The organism is Bradyrhizobium sp. CCGE-LA001, from assembly GCF_000296215.2.
Classification (GTDB): Bacteria; Pseudomonadota; Alphaproteobacteria; order Rhizobiales; family Xanthobacteraceae; genus Bradyrhizobium.
This window is the reverse complement of sequence record NZ_CP013949.1, coordinates 6,010,920-6,030,487: the sequence shown is the minus strand read 5'-3', so window position 1 is coordinate 6,030,487 and position 19,568 is coordinate 6,010,920. Positions and strand designations below refer to the sequence as shown.

The 19,568-nt window shown below is 60.2% G+C and carries 16 protein-coding genes; 8 read left to right on the top strand and 8 right to left on the bottom strand.

Going from position 1 to position 19,568, the window contains the following annotated elements; translation table 11 throughout:
* Positions 1-477: 477 nt before the first annotated feature.
* Positions 478-1,845, bottom strand: a complete 1,368-nt coding sequence (locus BCCGELA001_RS28180; protein WP_060737885.1) for an undecaprenyl-phosphate glucose phosphotransferase — start codon at positions 1,843-1,845, stop codon at positions 478-480.
* Positions 1,846-2,149: 304 nt separating this feature from the next.
* Here BCCGELA001_RS28180 and BCCGELA001_RS28175 point away from each other — a divergent pair, with 304 nt between their 5' ends.
* The 4 genes from BCCGELA001_RS28175 to BCCGELA001_RS28160 all read left to right on the top strand — a co-directional run bounded on the left by BCCGELA001_RS28175 (position 2,150) and on the right by BCCGELA001_RS28160 (position 6,335).
* Complete coding sequence (locus BCCGELA001_RS28175) at positions 2,150-3,232, top strand: ABC transporter substrate-binding protein (RefSeq protein ID WP_193409742.1); 1,083 nt, start codon at positions 2,150-2,152, stop codon at positions 3,230-3,232.
* A 206-nt stretch (positions 3,233-3,438) separates the two neighbouring features.
* Positions 3,439-3,711, top strand: a complete 273-nt coding sequence (locus tag BCCGELA001_RS28170; RefSeq protein WP_236840761.1) for a hypothetical protein — start codon at positions 3,439-3,441, stop codon at positions 3,709-3,711.
* 281 nt (positions 3,712-3,992) lie between these two features.
* A complete protein-coding gene (locus BCCGELA001_RS28165) occupies positions 3,993-4,967 on the top strand; it encodes a GDP-L-fucose synthase family protein (protein WP_060736813.1) in 975 nt (324 codons plus the stop codon).
* A 60-nt stretch (positions 4,968-5,027) separates the two neighbouring features.
* A complete protein-coding gene (locus BCCGELA001_RS28160) occupies positions 5,028-6,335 on the top strand; it encodes a WcaI family glycosyltransferase (RefSeq protein ID WP_008561312.1) in 1,308 nt (435 codons plus the stop codon).
* Positions 6,336-6,425: 90 nt separating this feature from the next.
* On the opposite strand, the gene gmd is transcribed toward BCCGELA001_RS28160, so the two are convergent.
* The 3 genes from gmd to BCCGELA001_RS28145 form a co-directional block, all read right to left on the bottom strand.
* The gene (gene gmd, locus BCCGELA001_RS28155; RefSeq protein WP_060736812.1) at positions 6,426-7,517 is read right to left on the bottom strand and encodes a GDP-mannose 4,6-dehydratase; all 1,092 of its coding nucleotides are present in this window, start codon (positions 7,515-7,517) and stop codon (positions 6,426-6,428) included.
* A 236-nt stretch (positions 7,518-7,753) separates the two neighbouring features.
* Positions 7,754-8,338, bottom strand: coding sequence for a transglutaminase-like cysteine peptidase (locus tag BCCGELA001_RS28150; RefSeq protein ID WP_236840760.1), 585 nt, complete (start codon positions 8,336-8,338; stop codon positions 7,754-7,756).
* Between the two features lie 502 nt (positions 8,339-8,840).
* On the bottom strand, positions 8,841-9,104 hold the full coding sequence (locus BCCGELA001_RS28145) for a hypothetical protein (RefSeq protein ID WP_008561307.1): 264 nt from the start codon (positions 9,102-9,104) through the stop codon (positions 8,841-8,843).
* 611 nt (positions 9,105-9,715) lie between these two features.
* Here BCCGELA001_RS28145 and BCCGELA001_RS28140 point away from each other — a divergent pair.
* Positions 9,716-9,994 carry a hypothetical protein gene (locus tag BCCGELA001_RS28140; RefSeq protein WP_008561304.1) on the top strand — a complete coding sequence of 93 codons (279 nt, stop codon included), beginning with the start codon at positions 9,716-9,718 and terminating at the stop codon, positions 9,992-9,994.
* A gap of 46 nt (positions 9,995-10,040) precedes the next feature.
* On the opposite strand, the gene BCCGELA001_RS28135 is transcribed toward BCCGELA001_RS28140, so the two are convergent.
* A complete protein-coding gene (locus BCCGELA001_RS28135; RefSeq protein ID WP_008561302.1) occupies positions 10,041-10,778 on the bottom strand; it encodes a metallophosphoesterase family protein in 738 nt (245 codons plus the stop codon).
* Positions 10,779-11,392: 614 nt separating this feature from the next.
* Between BCCGELA001_RS28135 and BCCGELA001_RS28130 the strand changes: the two genes are divergently transcribed.
* A complete protein-coding gene (locus tag BCCGELA001_RS28130; RefSeq protein WP_060736811.1) occupies positions 11,393-12,823 on the top strand; it encodes an undecaprenyl-phosphate glucose phosphotransferase in 1,431 nt (476 codons plus the stop codon).
* A gap of 54 nt (positions 12,824-12,877) precedes the next feature.
* Here BCCGELA001_RS28130 and BCCGELA001_RS28125 read toward each other — a convergent pair whose 3' ends face one another.
* The 3 genes from BCCGELA001_RS28125 to BCCGELA001_RS28115 all read right to left on the bottom strand — a co-directional run bounded on the left by BCCGELA001_RS28125 (position 12,878) and on the right by BCCGELA001_RS28115 (position 16,250).
* Complete coding sequence (locus BCCGELA001_RS28125; RefSeq protein WP_008561297.1) at positions 12,878-13,165, bottom strand: hypothetical protein; 288 nt, start codon at positions 13,163-13,165, stop codon at positions 12,878-12,880.
* 402 nt (positions 13,166-13,567) lie between these two features.
* Positions 13,568-15,805 carry a Wzz/FepE/Etk N-terminal domain-containing protein gene (locus tag BCCGELA001_RS28120; protein WP_008561296.1) on the bottom strand — a complete coding sequence of 746 codons (2,238 nt, stop codon included), beginning with the start codon at positions 15,803-15,805 and terminating at the stop codon, positions 13,568-13,570.
* A 31-nt stretch (positions 15,806-15,836) separates the two neighbouring features.
* Positions 15,837-16,250, bottom strand: a complete 414-nt coding sequence (locus BCCGELA001_RS28115) for a hypothetical protein (RefSeq protein ID WP_236840759.1) — start codon at positions 16,248-16,250, stop codon at positions 15,837-15,839.
* A gap of 754 nt (positions 16,251-17,004) precedes the next feature.
* On the opposite strand from BCCGELA001_RS28115, the gene BCCGELA001_RS28110 reads away from it, so the two are divergent.
* Both BCCGELA001_RS28110 and BCCGELA001_RS28105 read left to right on the top strand, forming a co-directional pair.
* Entirely contained in the window at positions 17,005-18,216 is a 1,212-nt protein-coding gene (locus BCCGELA001_RS28110; RefSeq protein WP_236840758.1) for an acyltransferase family protein, read from the top strand.
* A 7-nt stretch (positions 18,217-18,223) separates the two neighbouring features.
* On the top strand, positions 18,224-19,561 hold the full coding sequence (locus BCCGELA001_RS28105) for a hypothetical protein (RefSeq protein ID WP_008561290.1): 1,338 nt from the start codon (positions 18,224-18,226) through the stop codon (positions 19,559-19,561).
* Positions 19,562-19,568 lie beyond the last annotated feature (7 nt).

Genomic DNA, 19,568 nt, shown 5'->3' with positions numbered 1-19,568 from the left:
GAATAGCTCCTACCCCGACGGTCACTCCGGGTCCTACAAAGGCTTCGGCTGCGATCCACGCATTTGAACCAATACTGATTGGTCGGGTAATCAGTTTAAACTCGCTATCATTGACATCATGGGTCCCTCCGCAAAGATGTGCTCCTTGAGAGACCAGAGCAAAAGGCTCAAGAATTATTTTGTCCATGCTGTAACAAATTACGCCTGGGCCGATGCATGAATGCTCGTGCATCTCAAGATTTGGAGGATACCATACTTTCGTCCCTGGATAGATCTTTGCCGTTGGCGCAATTTTTGCGCCAAATAGGCGAAGCAAAAAGCGGCGCCAAGCGTGGAGGGGAATGGGGGTCCAAGCGCCAAAGATAGCCCACGTTAACTGCCAAGCCGTGCGTTCGATTCGATGTGCAAGCGAGAAGCTCGGCCCACCCATACGAGGGTTTGTTAATTTCGGGTCTAGAAGGGACATGGCTGCACGATCTAGTGCGCGGCACTTAGTCGAAGACTGACGATCGCTGTTCGCAGCATGATCTTGATATCCAGCCACAAGCTCCAATTGTTGATGTACCACAGGTCATACTCCACGCGCTTCTGCATCAGGTCCAGCGTGCGGGTTTCTCCGCGATAACCGTTAACCTGGGCCCAGCCGGTGATGCCGGGCTTGACGTGGTGGCGGAAGGCGTAGTTGCCGATGATCTGCTCATATTCGGTGTTGTGGGCGGCCGCGTGCGGGCGCGGGCCGACCAGCGACATGTCGCCCTTGAGCACGTTGAGGAGCTGCGGCAGCTCGTCGATCGAGGTCTTGCGCAGCCATTTGCCGATGGGCGTGACGCGCGGGTCGTTCTTCTGCGCCTGCACGATCGTCGGGCCGTCCTCGAGCACGCGCATGGTGCGGAACTTGAAGATCCGGAACGCGCGCCCGCCGAAGCCGTGGCGGGTCTGGCGGAAGAACACCGGGCCCTTCGAGCTCAACTTGATCAGCACCGCCGTCACCAGCATCACCGGCCCGAACACCAGCAGCGCCAGGCTGGCGCCGGAAAGGTCCAGCGCGCGCTTGAGCGCGCGTTCGCGATAGGAGAGCGGGGCGCGGCGCAGCTCGGCGGTGAAGGTGTTGCCGGTGCCGACCAGCGGATAGCGCAGGAAGCGCGCCGTGTTGGCGTCCGGCACCAGATGCACGGGGATGGGGAGGATCTTCAGCACGTCCAGGATGCTGTCGATCGCGTGCTGCCGGCTCCAGTTGATCAGCAGGAAGACGTGCTCGATCCGGTGCTCGCGCGCGTAATTGATCAGCTCCTCGAAGCGCGGCGCGAGCGAGGACAGCAGCAGCGGCGAGGCCAGATCCTTAGGGGGGATCTCCATCACCCGCATCAGGCGGTAGCCGTGCTGGCCGAGGTCGTCGACCGCGTTGGACGCGCTCGCCAGGCCGAACTCGGCGATCATGATCGCCCGCCCGTTGGCGAAGGCGCCGGTGCGCAAGGCGTGCGCGGTCCAGCGCGCGGCCACGATCTTCCAGCCGAGCAGCACGGCAAGGCCGACCAGATAGAACGAGATCGTGGTGCCGCGGGAGAACTCGTCGCTGACCTTCATCGTGAAGGCGATCGCCAGCAGCGCGCCGAACAGGAAGGTCCACGTCGTCAGCGTCATCCGGAACGTGCGGGGCAGGTCGGTGACCGTCTTCAGGCGATAGCCCTGCTGCACGATGGTCAGCAGGATGAAATTGACCGCCACCAGCACGCTCGCCGCCGCGTAGACATCCGCCTTGCCGAGCGTGCCCGCGGTGGCGAGGTGATAGCCGACCGCGCAGCCGATCCCGCTGACCAGAATCAGTCCCGCATCGACCACGGCCATCAGCCGCTCCACAACCACAGGGCGTAACCAGCTTCGCGCAAACCCTGTAGCTGCCGCCGAGGATTGCTCGACCACGCGAATTTCCGTCGCAGAATCAAGGACGGGCACCGGTCGAGTGGAAAGAATTGTCATCCTGCCAAACCCATAGACGCAAAAATTCATTGACCCGAACAAGCCGTGCTATCGGTCAAAATCGCTGTTAGAACAAGGCGAAGGAAAAATTAACCTTACCCCACAAGCTGTATTGTAGCCCATCTCACCTCGACTGATATGCTAAATTTCACAACCCGTTAGGAAGTCCTCGTTGCCTCGCATCCAGTCCCGGCGGCGGACCCGGCCGAGAGGGAAGCGGTTTCTCGCCATCGGCCTTGCGGGCCTCGCTTTGGTGGGAACCGTGCTGCTCCTCCTTCGTCCCGAGACGGCCTCCATACGAACCCCGACAGCTTCCAAGGCCGCCGCCGCCCAGCTCTTCCTGGACGGGCCATATGGCGCACGGTTCGCCGGCGAAATGTCCGCGTCGAGGCAGGGATATTTCTCCTCCCGCATCGAGTTGGCGGCCCATCCCGAAGACCCCGATTTCGTCCAAACCATCGCACGCCAACATGCCATCGGCGTGACGAGCGGCCAGCGCTTCCTGCTGGCGAGCTGGCGCGGCGTCCCCGTGACCGCCTTCGCGGCGAGCTTTCTCGATACGTCCGTCGCGATTTTCACCCTCGAAAGCTCGGGCCTGCGGCGGCCCGCTGATCTCGTGGGAAAACGGGTCGGATATCGCAGGGCGAGTGAAGGAGACGTCGTATTCGATGCCATGATGGCGCAACTCGGCCTGCCGCGAAGCCAGATCACCAAGGTGCTTGACCGCGACAGCTTCGAGGCTCTGCGGGCCGGGGAGGTGGATGCGATCATCGCCGCCATCGACGAGCAACCGGACCCCGCCAGCTCGACCTTCGTGAAGTTGAATGTCATCAAGCCGCAAGACTACGGTATCCATGTGCCTGGCTTGGTCTACTTCGCGAGCAATGCTCTCGTCCATGAACAGCCATCCATGATTGCCGATGTCCTTCAGGGTCTCATTCGCGGATGGCAATTCACCTACGCGGACTATGCACGGAGCGTGCCCGTTCTCGCCGGCGCCGCTCCGGCCGGGTTGAATGCCGAGCGGCTGAAATTCGAGCTGCAGCAGCAGCGCCCCCTGGTGCTGCCGACGGGCGGCCGCATTGGCGACTACGACGAAAGCCGCTGGCGGACGCTTCGGGACATCCTCCTCTTCGCCAAGCTCGGTGAGGAAGACGTGCCGCTGGCTCAGACCGTCAACTACCAGTTTCTCCGGGATGTGTATCGCCGTTCACCCGATCTCGCCGCCCCGGGCGCCTGGAGCGACGAGAAATAGGACCTGGAAGCCACACCTGCGTGCCATATCGCCCCAAAAGTCCCTTTGCGGCCCCGGCGTCGGTTGCATTTCCGCCGGTGGCTTTGGTAAAGTTCGGTTCACTATTTGGGCTAGTCGCGGAGCGGCTTTTGCGGACCGTGACGTTAGCGGGCTGGGGTCCGACAAGCACGTTGGGATCAATCCGCAGGGGCGAGGAGCTATTTTGGATGTTTAAGACGTTGATGCGAGCTGGCCTTTTGGCGGCAATCGTGACCTTCGGCGCAGCGAGCGGAGCGAGCGCGGCAATGCAGCTTCCTGCACCGGCGGCCCTGCTCACGGGCGAGAGGCAAGTGACGCCTGTGACCTTCTGGGCGCAGCCGTATCCGTATCGCTATGTGCCCCAGCGCCGTTGCCCGTTGGTGCGGGTCGAGACGCCCTATGGCTGGTACATGGACCGAGTCTGCGCGCCTGTCGGTCCTGTTCTGCGCCGTGCCTACTAAGAGCTAACCGAGCGGCGGCTGCCGTATTGTCGACCTTTCAAGGCAGCCGCACAGCTGGCGCGGCTGCCTTGCTCGTTTTTGTTTCATTGTGTGCTGAGCTTTTGTGCGCACAGCGCGGGTTCACCATGAATATCTTCGATAGGCCGGAACTGGCTGCCGCATGGTGAAGATTGTGTTACCAGTTTGGCGGGGCTGCATCGGCAGCGTGATTGCGTAAGGCGACCGGCACAGCCGCATCTCGTGAGGAGGGGCGGCCATCCGGATGCTGTTAGAGGATTTCGATGACAGGGGCTTCAACTTGCGACCTCGGGGGCAAACGCGTCTTTGTCGCGGGTCATCGCGGCATGGTGGGATCAGCCGTCGTCCGCAGGCTTGCGTCAGAGCATTGCACCGTGCTGACGGCCGATCGGCGGGAGCTGGACCTCACAAAGGAAGAGGCCACGCTGAGATGGCTCGAGGACAATCGTCCTGAGGTCGTGGTGCACGCCGCTGCGAAGGTGGGCGGCATTGCAGCGAACAACAATTTCCCGGTCGATTTTCTCTGCGACAACCTCGCAGTGGAGCTGAACGTCATTCGTGCGAGCCACACGATCGGTGTCCGACGTCTGTTGTTCCTCGGCTCGTCCTGCATCTATCCCAAGCACGCCAAGCAGCCGATCGCCGAAAGCGAATTGCTGACCGGGCCGCTCGAGCCGACCAACGAGTGGTACGCAATCGCCAAGATTGCCGGTCTCAAGATGTGCCAGGCCTATCGTCGGCAATATGGCGACGATTTCATCTCGGCAATGCCGACCAATCTCTACGGTCGCGGTGACAATTATCACCCGGACCATAGTCACGTGCCCGCAGCATTGATCCGGCGCTTCCACGAAGCCAAGATCGCCAAAGCGCCGAGCGTCTCCGTATGGGGCACCGGGACGCCGCTCCGCGAATTTCTCAATGTCGAGGATTTTGCGGATGCCTGTGTTTTCCTTCTGAAGAATTATTCCAGCGATCTCCCGATAAACGTCGGCAGCGGCGATGAGGTTTCGATCGCAGATTTCGCAGCTACGGTTGCTGATGTTGTCGGCTACGAAGGCAAGCTGATTTTCGATACGTCCAAGCCGGATGGGACGCCGCGCAAGCTGCTGGATAGTTCACGGCTTCGAGCGCTCGGCTGGCGCGCCACCACTTCGCTTCGTGCGGGACTCGCCTTGGCCTATGACGACTTCCTTCAAGGCCATGGCCGTCATCTGGAGGCTAGTCGGGCGAGCTGAGCAGCCTGCCACTTCGATTGTGCAATTTTCAGATTCTGAATAGCAAGTTGGATTCTATTGATGCGTATTCTGCTGGTCGGCATCAACTATGCGCCGGACCTCATCGGTGTGGCAAAGTACAACACCGAGCTATGTGAAAGCCTCGTCGACGAAGGTCACGACGTGAAGGTGATCACCGCGCCTCCCTATTATCCCGCCTGGAACATCCCGGCAGACTTCCGTGCGTCCTATTTCAGGTCGATGGAGATCAACGGCGTCCGCGTCACGCGCACGCCGATTTACGTCCCTGCGCGACCGTCGGGCGGGAAGCGTTTGGTTCATCATGCATCCTTCGCATTGAGCAGCATGCTGCCTGTTGTGAAGGAGGCGTTCAGCTGGCGTCCCGATATCATGCTCTCGGCGGCGCCGTCGTTGATGTCAGCTGCGTTCGTCGCCTTCATCGCCCGCCGGGTTCGCGCCAAATCTTGGCTTCATGTGCAGGATTTCGAGGTCGATGCAGCCTTCGACCTAGGCTTGCTCCAGAACGAGACGCTGCGAAGGGTGATGCTCAAGACGGAAGCTGCCATTATCCGGTCGTTTGACAAGGTTTCTTCGATCTCTCCGCAGATGGTCGATCGTCTGCGCACCAAGGGGCTGGAGGCCGCGCGCACAATCGAGGTCAGGAATTGGATCGATACGAGCGCGATCTTTCCCGTGTCCAAGCAGACCAGATACCGTCGAGAGCTCGGCATTCCCGACACGGCGATCGTTGGGCTCTATTCAGGCACGATGTCGAACAAGCAGGGTCTTGATCTCGCAATCGACGCGGCTGCTGCTCTGGAAGATAGTCGCCCCGATATTCATTTCATTCTTGCCGGCGAGGGACCTCACAAGGCCAAGCTGATGGAAATGGCGGAGAGCCGCTCCAGAGTTCATTTTCTGGGCTTGCAGCCCAATGAGAGTTTTAATGAGTTGATGGCCACGGCCGACTTTCACCTCATTCCTCAGAAGGCGGAGGCAGCCGATTTGGTTCTCCCTTCAAAGCTTGGAGCAGTTCTGGCATCCGGGCGGCCGGTCATTGCTATGGCGAGCCAAGGGACTGGGCTCGCCGCTGAGGTCGAGGGCGCCGGCTTGGTCGTTCCTCCGGGAGACGCGCGGGCGCTTGCCGCAGCGATTGGGAGACTGAGCGAAGAGCGCACGCTTTGCGAACAGTTGGGCGCTGAGGGGCGAAGGCGTTCCATCGAGCGCTGGGATCGCCGAACGATCGTCCGCCGTTGGGTCGAGAACATGGCGGACATGAAGGCTTCGCTTGCCCTGCCAGAGCCAAAGCCCGCCTTGGCAACGACGGCAGTCTCAATTCCCGTGAAAGACGCCGTTCCCTTGCCTTGACGATATGAAGTCGTCACACCAGATCGAAAATCGAAAAGGGCGGGGGCCATTCAAGCTGCCCGCCCTCCACTTTTTCAAATCTACTACCACTCACTCGTGTCGTGGATAGTATCTGAAGCCGTGCTGCTTGATGAGCTCGTCTCGTTTTGCGGATTCGAGATCTTCCTTCATCATTTCTCGAACCAGGCTTTCGAACGACGTCTTGGGCTCCCAGCCAAGTTTCTGCTTGGCTTTTGATGGATCACCAAGAAGCGTCGCGACCTCGGTAGGGCGGAAATAGCGGGGATCGACAGAGACGATGCATTTACCGGACTTGGCGTCATATCCTTTTTCGTCCACGCCGCTTCCTTCCCAACGAACGGTCATGCCGACTTCACTGGCAGCGACATTGACAAAATCTCGGACAGACTGTTGCACGCCGGTGGCAATCACGAAATCCTCGGGCTTGTCCTGCTGCAGCATCAGCCATTGCATTTCGACATAGTCACGCGCGTGCCCCCAGTCGCGCAGGGCGTCCAGATTGCCGAGATAAAGCCGTTCCTGCAGTCCCAAATGAATGCGCGCGAGAGCGCGCGTGATCTTTCGGGTTACGAAGGTTTCGCCTCGGACCGGAGATTCATGGTTAAAGAGGATGCCGTTGCAGGCATACATATCGTAGGCCTCACGGTAGTTCACCGTGATCCAATAGGCATAGAGTTTGGCGACCGCGTATGGTGAGCGCGGATAGAAGGGCGTGGTTTCCTTTTGGGGAATCTCCTGGACTAAGCCATACAGTTCGGATGTTGACGCCTGATAGAAGCGCGCCTTCTTCTCCAAGCCCGTAATGCGCATAGCTTCGAGAATGCGCAAAGTGCCAAGAGCGTCCGAATTCGCTGTGTATTCGGGTTCTTCGAACGAAACGGCAACGTGGCTCTGAGCCGCGAGATTGTAGATTTCGTCCGGTTGCACCTGGCCGACAATCCGGATGAGGCTCGAGGAATCCGTGAGATCGCCGTAATGAAGCCGGAACGGCGGGTCGGGCTCGTGCGGATCAAGATACAGATGATCGATGCGGTCGGTATTGAAGAGGGAAGTCCGGCGCTTGATGCCGTGGACCTCGTAACCCTTCTGCAGAAGAAGTTCAGCCAAATATGCGCCATCCTGTCCGGTGACGCCGGTAATAAGTGCTCGTTTCTTTGTCATATCGGTCCCAAAAATGGAATTTTGTGCTTACACGAAATTGAGTTGGCTAGGGAGAGTGAAACAGAGCGAAAATCAAGCTTAGATTAACACCATCTGCTCCGCGCCATGACCTTCGGAGTGTCCCTCGTTTCGGGCCACAGGCGAAGCGGTCAAGCCGTCGGGTCGTGTGGAAAAGAGCCGGCTCGGGCCCGATGACGGCTTTCAGATTTTGACACGGTGGTTGACCAGGTGATCGCCTAAAAGGCCGCGACCTGCCGTGTCCACCGCTTTGGATCCATGCCTGATTCCGCACGCACGATACTGAACCGATCCAGTGCATCGACCAGCGGCGTGACCACCGGGCTCAGATTATCGAGCACGAGGACGGCCTTTCCTTCGCGCACAAGCAGAACGAGATGGTGCTCTCCGGTTGCACGAATGACGACCTCTGCGAGGAGGAGTGCCGAACTGGGCCAACCGGATCGCAGCAGGAGATGGCGCTTGGTGACGGCGTAATCGCCGCAGTTCCCTTCGTAAGGAAATATCTGCCACTCGGCGTCTCGCCGACTTGCGGACGGGTCTTTCGGCGCGATGCCGAAGTTCACCGTTGAATTGATCTGCGCGAGCTCTCGCCAACGCTGAATCGAGGATCGGAAATCTCGGATCCTGCGATCGTCGTAATGCTGACAGTCCTCGGGATATTGAATGCAGAAGTGCGAGAATGACAGCGGTGGTGTTGCTGCTTGGAATTCGTAGCTCGAATAGGCTGGCTGGCTACAAACGCAATACATCGTGGCCAACATGCGGGCCGCATGTCTGATTATCAAAAGGTTGCCTGACATTCCTGATTGCTAGACGAAGTATATTGCGACGCAATGGAGACGCTATGACAATTGTGAGGCAATCGATGCACAATCGTGGAGCAGTGCGCGCACTCGATCCTCGCGATTGAAATGCAGGCGCCTCACGAGCCGTCGACGTCGGTTCTACGACAAGTAGCCTATCGGTAGGCGCGATCGGCTCTCGTGATTTCAGCGGACTGCTCATCTGTGTTGAGCTCCCGTTTCGAGCTCTGAGGCGAGCACACGTTCTAGGGGGCCGGCGCCAAGGACCGCGTGTGCTGGGCGCGCGCCGACACTCGCTCGCGACAGGCAGCGGCGATATCCGCACGCCCGTCCACCATGCGCGCCCGTCGCCGTGTCGGTGCAGGGCTTGGTGATGATTCCGGCATAGTGGCGCCTTTGAGCCTTCAGTGTGCCAACGAAAACGGCCGTCACTCGATTGCCTCGAGTGGCGGCCCTTGTAGGTCAATTCTGACTTGGCTCAGCCAGGCGCTGCCCGCGCTTACCAGGCGTACCAATACCCCCACCAGCGTTGAGACACGGGCCGTGCCTGCGCCTTCATCGCTGCGACTTCCTCGACGGGGCGAAGCTGGGGGCCATAGATCGCGGGCGGGTAAACCGGATCCCAGAAGACGTATCCGCCTTGGACGGCGGCCGCACGATGTGCCGGAGCAACGGCGAGCTCAGCGGCCGGGATGACGGACGCCGTCACGGTGAGGCCAAGGGCGGCCAGGGCAATGGATGGAATAAGGGCGCGGAAGGTCATTGGATTGAATCCCTCTGAAATGCGATGCGAAATAATGCGACGGCTGCCTGATGGTTGCAAGGGCATCGGTCGACCGATCCGCCCGAAATCCTCGTTGCAGGTGCGCGCCGGTCTGCCCGACCACCAGGAGGCGTCGGGTCGCAGGGGCAGCTCTCTTATAAGGGTGCCTCTCTTAGAGAGTGTGGTCGCCATATAAAGAGTTCTCGGTGATCGCCGGCGATCCAGGCGGAACGTGGCAGGGATCGGCAGGCCTGGCACGTGCGCGCTGCTAAACACACAAGATCGGACCTTGAACAATTTTTCGGCGCCGAGGAGTCATCGAGAATCATGATGTCGACACACTGCTCGCTCTTGATGAGCACAGGACTATCCAGGGCGACTCCTATGACTTCTGTGTTTGTCTCCGCTTTCATCTTCGGCGCTGGCATCATCCTCGGATACGCGTTGCGCGCTTGGCGTGTTCAACGAAGAGATGCGAACGTGTCCTATGGCGCCTCACGGCAGAGGCCTCATCCCACCTCAACATTTGGCCACGCACGGCGAGCCTTTTAGATATCGTCCAATTCGCTGCCGGCGCCCAGCTTCACACCGCAATGACGGGGCATGACGACATGAATGAGCCCAAGAACGACGCTCCGCGACGTTATATCGTGGATGGCGCCGGACAGCGCGTGCTCGTCGGTCTGACGATCTCGGAAACCATCGAGTTCGAAGCGTTGGACAAGTCGGACACGCGCCCCGGTGCCGACTTGCTTGGCGAGGCGGCGCGCATCCGTCAGGCCAGGCATGGCGAACGTTGGGTGGAACTCTACATCAAGCACGAACGCGCCTGGAGCGACTGGATGGCGCAGACGCGTGCGCGACCGGAAAAGCCGCCTCTGCTGAACTAGCCGCGGGAAAGAACGCGGACGTCCTTCCGTCTCGCGAATCGCCACGTCACACCGCAAGCATGCGGCTTCCCTGGATGCTCATCAGCGTGAGATTGCCGGTTGCATAGGCGCCGGTGTCGATGTTGACGCGGTTCGCCAGGAATTCGGCGCTGCGAACCGGCGTATGACCGTGCACGATATATTTGCCGAACTGCTCCTCGCTCCGCAGAAACTCTTCGCGAATCCAGAGCAGATCGCGCTCCGTCTGCTCGGCCAATGGAATGCCCGGGCGAACGCCGGCGTGGACGAAGAAGAAGTCTCCGCAACTGAAGCTGAGCCGCAGGTTGTCCAGGAATTCCAGGTGTTCGGTCGGCATGGCGCGAATCAAATCGCGCATGATGGAAGCAGGTTCGTCGCGCTTCAGATCCGGCGGGGCGAGCCCGTAGGACATCAAGGTCTGAGCTCCGCCGACGGCGATCCAGTCCTCGAACAGTGAGGGGTCTTCGAACACCCTCACCAGGAATGCCTCGTGGTTGCCCTTGAGGAAGACCGCATTTCCCCGCCTGCTGCGCTCGACCAGGATGTCGAGGGTGGCACGCGTGTCCGGGCCGCGGTCGATGTAATCGCCCATAAAGACTTCGATCGCATAGGGTGGGCGGCTGCGAGCCACGTCGGCGTCGATCACCTGCAACATCGGCTGGAGCAGATGCGCACAGCCATGGATATCCGAGATCGCATAGATGCGGACGCCTTCCGGCAGGTGCGGCTTGTGGATCGGCTGACGTGGGCGGGCGAGAGGTTTCATGGCGCACAATCGATCGGGTCGTCGAAAAAATTCCCCAAGTCGCCGGCACCGGAGGACTCCCCATCTGACGCGAACAACGTGACGTCGGCGGGGTCGCCTCGTTGTTCTCCGGCCCGATCACGCCAAAAGAAGGGCGCGGAAGTTTTTGCCTAGCTCGTTTGCGAGGAGGCGGTCGAATGTCGGTCTGTATGAATTGCATCGCTGAGGCGAAGAGTGCGGCAAAGATGCATGCCTGCCGGAAATCCGGCATACATCCGCAGATAGAATTTCACGGAAGTTCCCGCAAACGACTCGCTCGTGCTCGCGAGAAGGGATGGCGCGCCTCAAAGATGAGCGAAGACGCGCGCATCCGACTGCCGAAGCATCGTGGCGAATGCGGAACTTGATTCAAAATAGGGCAGCGCGTCGCTGATATGTCAGCACTGTGACGAGATTTTCAGCGTATCGATGTCGATGCGCATTTCGACATGGCGCATCATCAATGCATCGCAAAAGTTTTGCGTGCAGCGCCACAATGTCGCTGCGATCAACCAACACTTTTCGCGCGGGGAAATTGACGAGTCTTCAGCATCACGATGAGCGTCAGACACTCTCTCGATAAGGCAGAGGTTCGAATGGCTGTTGCAACTTATGGTTCTGAAAGCGCGCATACATCGGCATCCGTGCGCGGTGGCGCCCTTCAGAGGCCATTTCAGATCGTCGTCATCGCTGCTGACTTTCTGCTGATCCTATTGAGCTACGCGGCCGGGGCCTCGCTGTATGGCGCGGCCGTCGCGTCACCTGCCGACGGCGCATCGGTGGGAGCCGGATTGTTCGTCGGCGTTGTATTCGTCGCGGTCGCTTATTTCCGGGACGTCTATGCCACGCACCGCTTGCTCAATCTCGTCTGGCAGCTTCGAAAGGCGGTCTTCATCTGGCTGACCTCGCTGACGATCCTCGCCGTGGCCGCGTTTCTGCTGAAATCGACGGACAATCTGTCTCGCGGCACGGTCATCGTCTTCGCCGTGATCGGCGGGCTCGGCCTGGTGAGCCTCCGCTTCGTCTGGCAGGCAGTGTTCGGCACCAGCTTTGCGAGAAGCCGCCTGGTCGATCGCAAGGTAATTCTGCTCAGCCTGAAGCCGCTCGATTTCACCTCGAGCCGCTTCAAGGACCTGCGCCGGGCTGGCTTCGACGTCATGCGGCATTTCGTGCTTGGAGCCGATCGGAACGACGGCGATTGGGAGCGGCAGATCCGCGATGTCATCCGTCAGTCGCGCTCGGCCGATGTCGACGAATATCTGCTTGCGATCGACTGGAACGAGCTGCCCATGCTGCGAAAGTTGGGGCCATACTTACGTGCGGTTCCCCAGCCGATACGCATCCTGCCGGACGACCCGATCGCCGACCTGGTGGCTCGCCCCTATCTGCCGGTCAGCGGAACCGTCGCGGTCGAGATACAGCGGCCGCCCCTCACCATTCTGGAACGGTTGCAAAAGCGCTGCCTCGACGTCGGCGTGGCTCTGTTTGCACTGGTGCTGCTGACACCGCTGCTGCTGACCGTCGCCGTGCTGATCAAGCTGGATTCCCCGGGCTCGGTCATCTTCCGGCAGTCGCGCCGGGGCTTCAACGGCAAGCCGTTCGAGATCTGGAAGTTTCGCTCGATGACCGTCAGCGAGAATGGCGAGACGGTCACGCAGGCGACCAAGAAGGATGCCCGGGTCACGAAGATCGGTCGGTTCCTTCGCATGACCAGCATCGATGAGCTGCCGCAGCTCTGGAACGTGCTGCGTGGGGATATGTCATTGGTCGGGCCGCGTCCGCACGCGCTGGCCCACGACAATTACTATGACGAGCTCATCAGCAAATACGTCTATCGCCATCACATGAAGCCCGGCCTGACCGGCTGGGCCCAGGTCAATGGGTTCCGGGGGGAAACGCCGACCATCGATCTGATGGAGAAGCGGGTCGAGTACGATGTCTGGTACGTCAGCAATTGGAGCATCTGGCTCGACCTGAAGATCATGGCGCGTACAGCCTCCGCCGTGATGTTCCAGGAAGCCTATTAGCTGGCTGCGCCAGAGTGCCGACGATCGGCGATCCCCAATCGTCCGGGGCCGCAGCTAGGTTCCGTCTCGTGAGGATCTGCCGAAGAAGCGCACAATAGCGTCGCGCAAGGCAAGCAACGGCGGCACCAGCACGAAGAAGGCCCCCATCGCGACGGAGGCTATGACGTGGCGAACCGAAAACGGTTCGTCCTGCTCGAGTTCTCGTCTGCTCGGGTCGATAGGGGCTGGCGACAACGTCCGCGCCATCGATTGCCGGCGTGGTTTGCGCGGGGGGACCACGATCAACACGAACAGGATGTTGAGCAGGACCCAAATGGTCAAAATCGTCAGGACGATCAGCATCCAAGCCACCGAAAAAGAAACTGCAAATATGCCTCGAGGTTAACCTCTGGGAACCAAGAAGGAAAGATGCCTAAAGATGTGGCATCAAGGATCTGGACTGTTACCTACGATGGCTAGCTTGGTAGCCGGGGCAGTGTCCTAGCCCATCATATGCGCGTCAATCCTTGCTTTTGGGCTAGAGCAATAACTGCAAGTTGTGGATTCCGGACGAATACGGAGGCCGCGCCGGCCCGGGCGCCATGCCCAGATGACCGGCTGCCGAGGGGCTCCAGCCCGTCGCTTTGCGCCAAAGCGTCCTCGACGGCTGCGATAACAATTCTGCGAGCACGAATAAGGCCCGCTGCCAGAGGCAGCGGGCCTGAGGTCGTTGCAGTTCGGCTGGGCTTGGCGCCCGGCGTGGTCTTACGCGTGCTCGTGCTCGACGTAGTAGCTGTTGTGGTGCTTGCCCTTGTAGGCCTCGATGCGCTTGAGCATCTTCGGGTTCGCGCGATTGAGCACCGCGCCGATCAGCTTCTTCTGGAGGACTTCCGATCCTGAGACCGACTCCTGGAGAGCGGTTCGCGTGGTCTGGCCCCATTCGATCACGTAGACCATGGCGTCGATCAGGAAGCTGACGGCCTTCGAGTCCGCCACCGGCATCACGGGGGCAAGATCGATGACGATGTACTCGTAGTGCTCCCTCAGCACCTTGAGCAGTTCGGCCATTGCCTTGGATCCGATGACGTCGGCCGAATTGACCATGCGCGAGGCCACGACGGAGGGCAGGAAATCCAGTCCCGTCTCCTTGCTTCGCTGCACGTGGTAGCCGAGGCTCGCCGGGTCGTTGAGAGCCTCCACGAGACCGGTCTTGGCGTTGGGTGCGAGCTCCCGCGTCAGCGAGCGGGTGTGCAGATCGCCGTCGATCAGAACCGTGCGATGCCCTGTGAGGGCGATCAGCTGGGCGAAGTTGGCGGCCACCGTCGTCTTGCCTTCCTTCGGAAGCGAGGAGACGATGCCAATCACCTTGATCTCGCGGGTCAGGCGCGCGACGTCGATCGATACCTTGATGTTGCGCAGGGTCTCGGCAAAGCGCGAGAACGGATGATCGACGACGTAGCGGGAGAGATCGGGCGGGCCGGTCTTCGCGGACGTCGCGAGCAAGCCGCCGGCCTTCGTCGGCGGCCGGATGTCCGGCAGCACGCCGAGGCACTTCACGCCGAGCTCGTCCTCGACCTCGCCCGGCGTCCGCAGCACGTCGCTCAGCAGTTCACGCGCAAATGCCGCGCCGAAGCCGAGGCAGAGGCCGCCCACCAGGCCGCCTACGAGGGCGAGGACCGTCTTCGGCGAGCTCTTGCGGTCCGGCTTGGTGGCGGTGCTGATGAGGCGCGCTTCGCTGAGCGGGAAGCTCTGGTTCTGCGTCGCACTCTGCAGCTTCTCGAGGAAATTGTTGTAGAGATTGCGATAGGTGTCGGCCGCGCTTTCGAGATCGCGCAGCTTGACCTCGGCCTGGCCCTTGTTGCCGGCCTGGGCGACGAGCTCCTTGACGTTCTTCTCGAGCGAGGCCTCCCGGCTCTTTGCGATCTCGTAGTCGCTGCGATAGGCGTCTGCGATCCGACGCAGCTCGTCGGCGATGTTCTTGCGCAGCTCTTCCATCTTGTTGGCCAGGTTGACCGCCGCAAGGTGGGTCTTGCCGTAGCGCCTGGACCAGTCGGAATATTGGGCCTGAAGGTCGAGATATTGGGCGCGCAGGCGGGTGATCACCGAGTTGTTGAGGGCGTCCGTCACGGTTGATTGCGCAACATCCTGATCGGAGATCGTGTCGATCCGATCAAGCCGGGCCTTGGCTTCGGCGGTCGCAGCCCGCGCCTGAACTAGCTGCGTGTTCAGGTCCGACAATTGCTGCTCGGACATCAGGCCGCGGCTGGTCCCGACGATATTGTTCTCGGCCTTGAAGGTCTGGACGGCGCGGTCGCTGGCCGATGCCTGCTCGCTCAGCTCGAGGCTGCGCTGCTGCAGCCATTCGGTGGCCCGCTTGGTGGACTGATATTTGGCCTCCAGGGCGCCGACGAGATAGGCATTGGCGATGGCGTTGGCGATCTTGGCGGCCTTGTCGGGGGTCCGTGCACGATAGTTGAGCGACAGAACATATGTCGTCAGGACGCGCTCCGTTCGCAGGTTCTTCTGAACCTGTGCGACCACCGCATGTTCGATTCGCTCCTGGCTCGCCGGCTCGCCGGAGCCGAATAGCGACGTCACCTTGCCGATGATGATGGAGAGAAGGCCGGGATTGGAGCCATTGAACTCCGGGTCTTCCGTCAGCTTCAGGCGGCGGACGACTGACAGAATCAGGTCGTCCGAGTTGATGATTTCGACCTGGCTGTCGACGTAGCCCGTGTCGATCAGGGCGCTGCTGGCGTTGCTGTCCTTGTCGAGAACCTGCGTCTGCCGCGTATCCATCATGATGCGGGCATTTGCCGTATACATGGGCTGCGCCATGGCCAGATAGACCATCACCAGCGCCAGCGACGCGCCGGTGCAGACCGCGACGATCGGCCATTGGCGGCGGAGGACGTCGGTCACGCGCTCGAAGCTGAGGACCGCCCCGCCGAATTCGATGCCGAATCGGTGCCCCGACTGGAAATGTTCCCTAGGCTGGTACATGTGCTAATTCGCTGCCTTTGACGATCATGGATCAATTCGGAAGGGGGACGGGCTTGAATGGATTGGCCAGCTTGGTCTTCCACTCGCCCTCGAGCAGGGCGCCACTTCGGGCCGGCTGTGCTGGCCCCTTGCTTTGCGATTGGACCTGGACGCTGGAGCTGTCGTCTCCTGCGCCGGAATAACCGGCCTGCACGTTGAGATCACCGATCCGCTGCACGAAATCCCTGATCTTGCGCGAGGCGTCCGGCTTGGTTGACGTGCAACGTGCTTCGGCAATGCGCAGCGCAGCGCCGATGGACGAGCGGTCGGTTGAGGCCGCGGCCGAGATGAGCGTCTGCACGGAAGGCAGCACCGACGGATTCGTGGCGACATAGCGCGCGAGCCAATACCGCAACTTCTCCTTGTCATTGCGCAAACGCTCCAGGAGCGAGGAGGGCGACTTCACGAAGGTGTCGAGCTCGAGTTGCGAGGCTCGGTCCGAGAATTCGACGCACTGCGCACGGCAAGCACCGGCGCTCGAAACGATCAGCGCAGAACCGATCGAGACAATCGCTAGCCATCGCGGCTGCGCATGACGACGTGTTAGTCCGCGGCCCATCCGTGTTCCTTGCTTCTGTTGCAATAGGAGAACACACGAAACTTGGCAGGTAACTGTGTCATCTTTTTGTGCGACGCAAAAGCTGATGCAGAGACGTCGACAAAACGAATGGCGGTGCCCCCTTCGTTCGTCTTCGGTTGCAGAAGTACGATTTACAATGCCTGCGAGAGCGGCATTTCGCGCTCATGAATGTTGCAACCTGAAGACATATCGGGCAATCGCGCGTCCTCTCGTCGCAAAACCGACACAAGTGGTGAGGCGCGCTCATTGTTCCCTTCGTGAGAGAGGATTTTTTGTGCGACATCTGCACGCACATAGATCAATGTGCTGCGAAGGGCATTGATCGCAACAGCGCCGAATTTCGCGCATACTTTGCGCGCAAATACTCGCAATCATCACATCCGGATCAGCTTGCCCGGCGAAGCAGGCGCGCGTCGGATGAAAAGTGGCATGAACTTGGCGCTGGCATGTCCGAATGATCTGCGAGCTTTGAAATTATCGTCGGGCGTCATGCATCGAATGCCAGTCCGCGATTGCAGAGATTGAACACGCGCGAGACCTGATACACACTGCTGCGATGCAACAGCCACGGAATGTTGATGTGACGGAGTTGGTTCATCGTGAGAAGGCGCATGTCCAGCCGCTTGACAGTATCCGGGGGATCGCCGCGACTTCGGTGGTGATCCACCATCTGCTGCTGATGCCGACATTTCTGGCGGCATTCCCGCACAACGCCTGGATCGACTGCTCCTTCTTCAGGAGTGCATGGTTGTTGGTCGATCTGTTCTTTGTTCTCAGCGGAATGGTCATGGCATTGAGCTACATCGAGAACGATTTTACGCGCTTCTCGCTGCGCGAATTCATGATACGGCGCCTGGCGCGAGTCTACCCGCTGCATATCGTCATGCTGCTCGCAAACCTCCTCTTTCGCCTGCTGCGCATCGGTCTGGTCATGGCGGGCGTCGTGGTCGCCGCCCCGACGGCTTTCGAGGTGAACAACGCCTATTCGTTCGGCCTCAATGTTCTGCTGCTGCATTCTATGGGCTTCATCGACTATCTCAGCTGGAACGCGCCGAGTTGGAGCATCAGTGTCGAGTTCTACACCTATCTGGCGTTTGGACTGATCGTTCTGCTTGCTCTGCGCATGCGCTCGCTGTCGTGGTTTTATGTCCTCTCCGGGTTGCTCGCGGTCGGAAGTCTGGTCTTCATCATCTTCGTGCTCGAAAAGAAGAGCCTCGAGCTTCAGACGGACTTCGGTCTTCTGCGCTGCTTCGTCGGATTTTTCTTAGGCGTGTTGATGGTGAGGATCGTCGATCGTCTCCCGGCCAAACCGGCCCCAGCCGTACAGGGCGCGTTGCAATTCGTCGTCATGATCGCAAGCGTCGCTCTGGTGTCCCTGGCGGAGACCAATCCTGCGGCGACGTTCCTTGCACCAGTCATGTTCGCGATCTTCCTGGGCAGCCTGCTGGCCTTTCCGGACGCGCTGCTGGTGCCCCGGATGCTGGTGGCCCAGCCGCTGGTCTGGCTCGGCCGCCGGTCCTACTCCATCTATATGGTGCACGCGCTCGTGGTGCTAATGGCCGAATATTTCGTGCGGGCCGTGGGGGCGGGCCGAATCGCCGCCCTGGATTCGAGCTGGGCAGGCCTGCCGGCTACGCTGAATCTCGTCGTCTCACTGGCCGCTGTGCTGGCGGTTTCGCACTTCACCTATCTCTATGTCGAGATTCCCGGCGGCAAGCTTCTGCGAAATGTACTTGGAAGCTCCCCGGATTTCGCGCCATCCACCGCCCGGTCGGCGCGGCTGAGCAATTGAGCCGGGCATGAGCACCTTCGCGCTGCAAACCCGACGGATCACGCTGATCAGCCTCAACATCGAGGCGATCGCGCTCGCAGCCTATCTGGTGCGGGACGCCTTCGGTGGTTTGATGCGGTACTACACCAGCATCATGCATCTGGACGCGCTTTGGTTCGTGCCAGATGGCATTGCGCTTCTGTGCCTCGCCCAGTTCATCGTGCATTGTATCTTGCGCAATCGCAGTGTCCTGGCCGCAGTTGTCCTTGTGCAGATCACGCTGTCGCTGGTGCTCGGCTACTTCATGCTGGGAACGGTCAACGCGGCGATGTCGTCGTTTAAGATGATGCTCCCGGTGTTCGTCGGATTTTGTTTCTGCGACACCAGTCTAGGCTCCTACAAGAAGTTGCTGTCGATCATCGCCGCGACGTTCTACCTCTCGCTGATCGGCGTGCTGCTGACGAAATTCTATCTCATGCCCTGGGTCGGCTACAAATATGAGTCCTTCGGCGCCGTTCGTGAGGCGGGCCGCCTATGGTGGGCCTATGGGGGTGACGATCAGCGTCTCACCGGCTTTGCTGCCGAAAGTACTATGGCGGCCTTCTTCATACTCGTGTCCTTCGCAATTACGTCGATCCGCAAGAGCACGACGTGGTGCCTTCTGTACGGCTCTCTCGCGGTCTACATTATCCGTCTGACGACCAGCAAGACGACCATGATCGTCCTCGTGATCTACTTGATTCTGCTGGTGTTCGTGCGGATGTTGCCGGAGAAGTCGCGCTTTCCCGCGATTCGGACCCTTGCGCTGTGGTCGTTTTCCGCCATCCTCGTGCCGTTCTTCATGATCGTATTTGCCTCCGGTACCGCCGCGGTGCCGCACACGACTCTGTTCAGCATCGTCGATCGCATCAACAACAGCTGGCAGCTGCCGTTCGTCTACATGAACCAACTCATGCCCATTGGTCTGATCACCGGCTGCGGGGCGGGCTGCTTCAACTATCCGCAGAAGCTGTTCTCGCCGCTTGCGCATTTCTGGGTTCCTGTCGACAATTTCTACATCGGCACGTACCTGATGTTCGGTCTCCCGTTCGTCGCATTCATGGTGATGGTGTTCCGGGCGACGTTCGCAGCGACCGACGTCTACAAGCTGACGCTGATCTTCGTCGTCAACTTGTTCACGATCACAGTCCTGAACTACGGTCCGGCGTCCGGCCTGCTCATCATCGCGTTGAGCTTCAGCGACGTGTTCTCGCGGCGTGCGACCTTCGCGCGGGCAGGTGACGCCGTGCCAATCATTATGCGGCCACCGATGCCGCCATTGGAAGGCTTCCGCCCGGACGCACCGGCGGCGAGCGGAAGCAGGTGAGAACGGA

What these genes read in the sequence shown, in the direction of transcription:
- BCCGELA001_RS28180 (WP_060737885.1), bottom strand. Translation starts at nt 1,845, where the DNA reads ATGGCCGTGGTCGATGCGGGACTGATTCTGGTCAGCGGGATCGGCTGC.
- BCCGELA001_RS28170 (WP_236840761.1), top strand. Translation starts at nt 3,439, where the DNA reads ATGTTTAAGACGTTGATGCGAGCTGGCCTTTTGGCGGCAATCGTGACC.
- BCCGELA001_RS28165 (WP_060736813.1), top strand. Translation starts at nt 3,993, where the DNA reads ATGACAGGGGCTTCAACTTGCGACCTCGGGGGCAAACGCGTCTTTGTC.
- BCCGELA001_RS28160 (WP_008561312.1), top strand. Translation starts at nt 5,028, where the DNA reads ATGCGTATTCTGCTGGTCGGCATCAACTATGCGCCGGACCTCATCGGT.
- gmd (WP_060736812.1), bottom strand. Translation starts at nt 7,517, where the DNA reads ATGACAAAGAAACGAGCACTTATTACCGGCGTCACCGGACAGGATGGC.
- BCCGELA001_RS28150 (WP_236840760.1), bottom strand. Translation starts at nt 8,338, where the DNA reads ATGTCAGGCAACCTTTTGATAATCAGACATGCGGCCCGCATGTTGGCC.
- BCCGELA001_RS28145 (WP_008561307.1), bottom strand. Translation starts at nt 9,104, where the DNA reads ATGACCTTCCGCGCCCTTATTCCATCCATTGCCCTGGCCGCCCTTGGC.
- BCCGELA001_RS28140 (WP_008561304.1), top strand. Translation starts at nt 9,716, where the DNA reads ATGAATGAGCCCAAGAACGACGCTCCGCGACGTTATATCGTGGATGGC.
- BCCGELA001_RS28135 (WP_008561302.1), bottom strand. Translation starts at nt 10,778, where the DNA reads ATGAAACCTCTCGCCCGCCCACGTCAGCCGATCCACAAGCCGCACCTG.
- BCCGELA001_RS28130 (WP_060736811.1), top strand. Translation starts at nt 11,393, where the DNA reads ATGGCTGTTGCAACTTATGGTTCTGAAAGCGCGCATACATCGGCATCC.
- BCCGELA001_RS28125 (WP_008561297.1), bottom strand. Translation starts at nt 13,165, where the DNA reads ATGCTGATCGTCCTGACGATTTTGACCATTTGGGTCCTGCTCAACATC.
- BCCGELA001_RS28120 (WP_008561296.1), bottom strand. Translation starts at nt 15,805, where the DNA reads ATGTACCAGCCTAGGGAACATTTCCAGTCGGGGCACCGATTCGGCATC.
- BCCGELA001_RS28105 (WP_008561290.1), top strand. Translation starts at nt 18,224, where the DNA reads ATGAGCACCTTCGCGCTGCAAACCCGACGGATCACGCTGATCAGCCTC.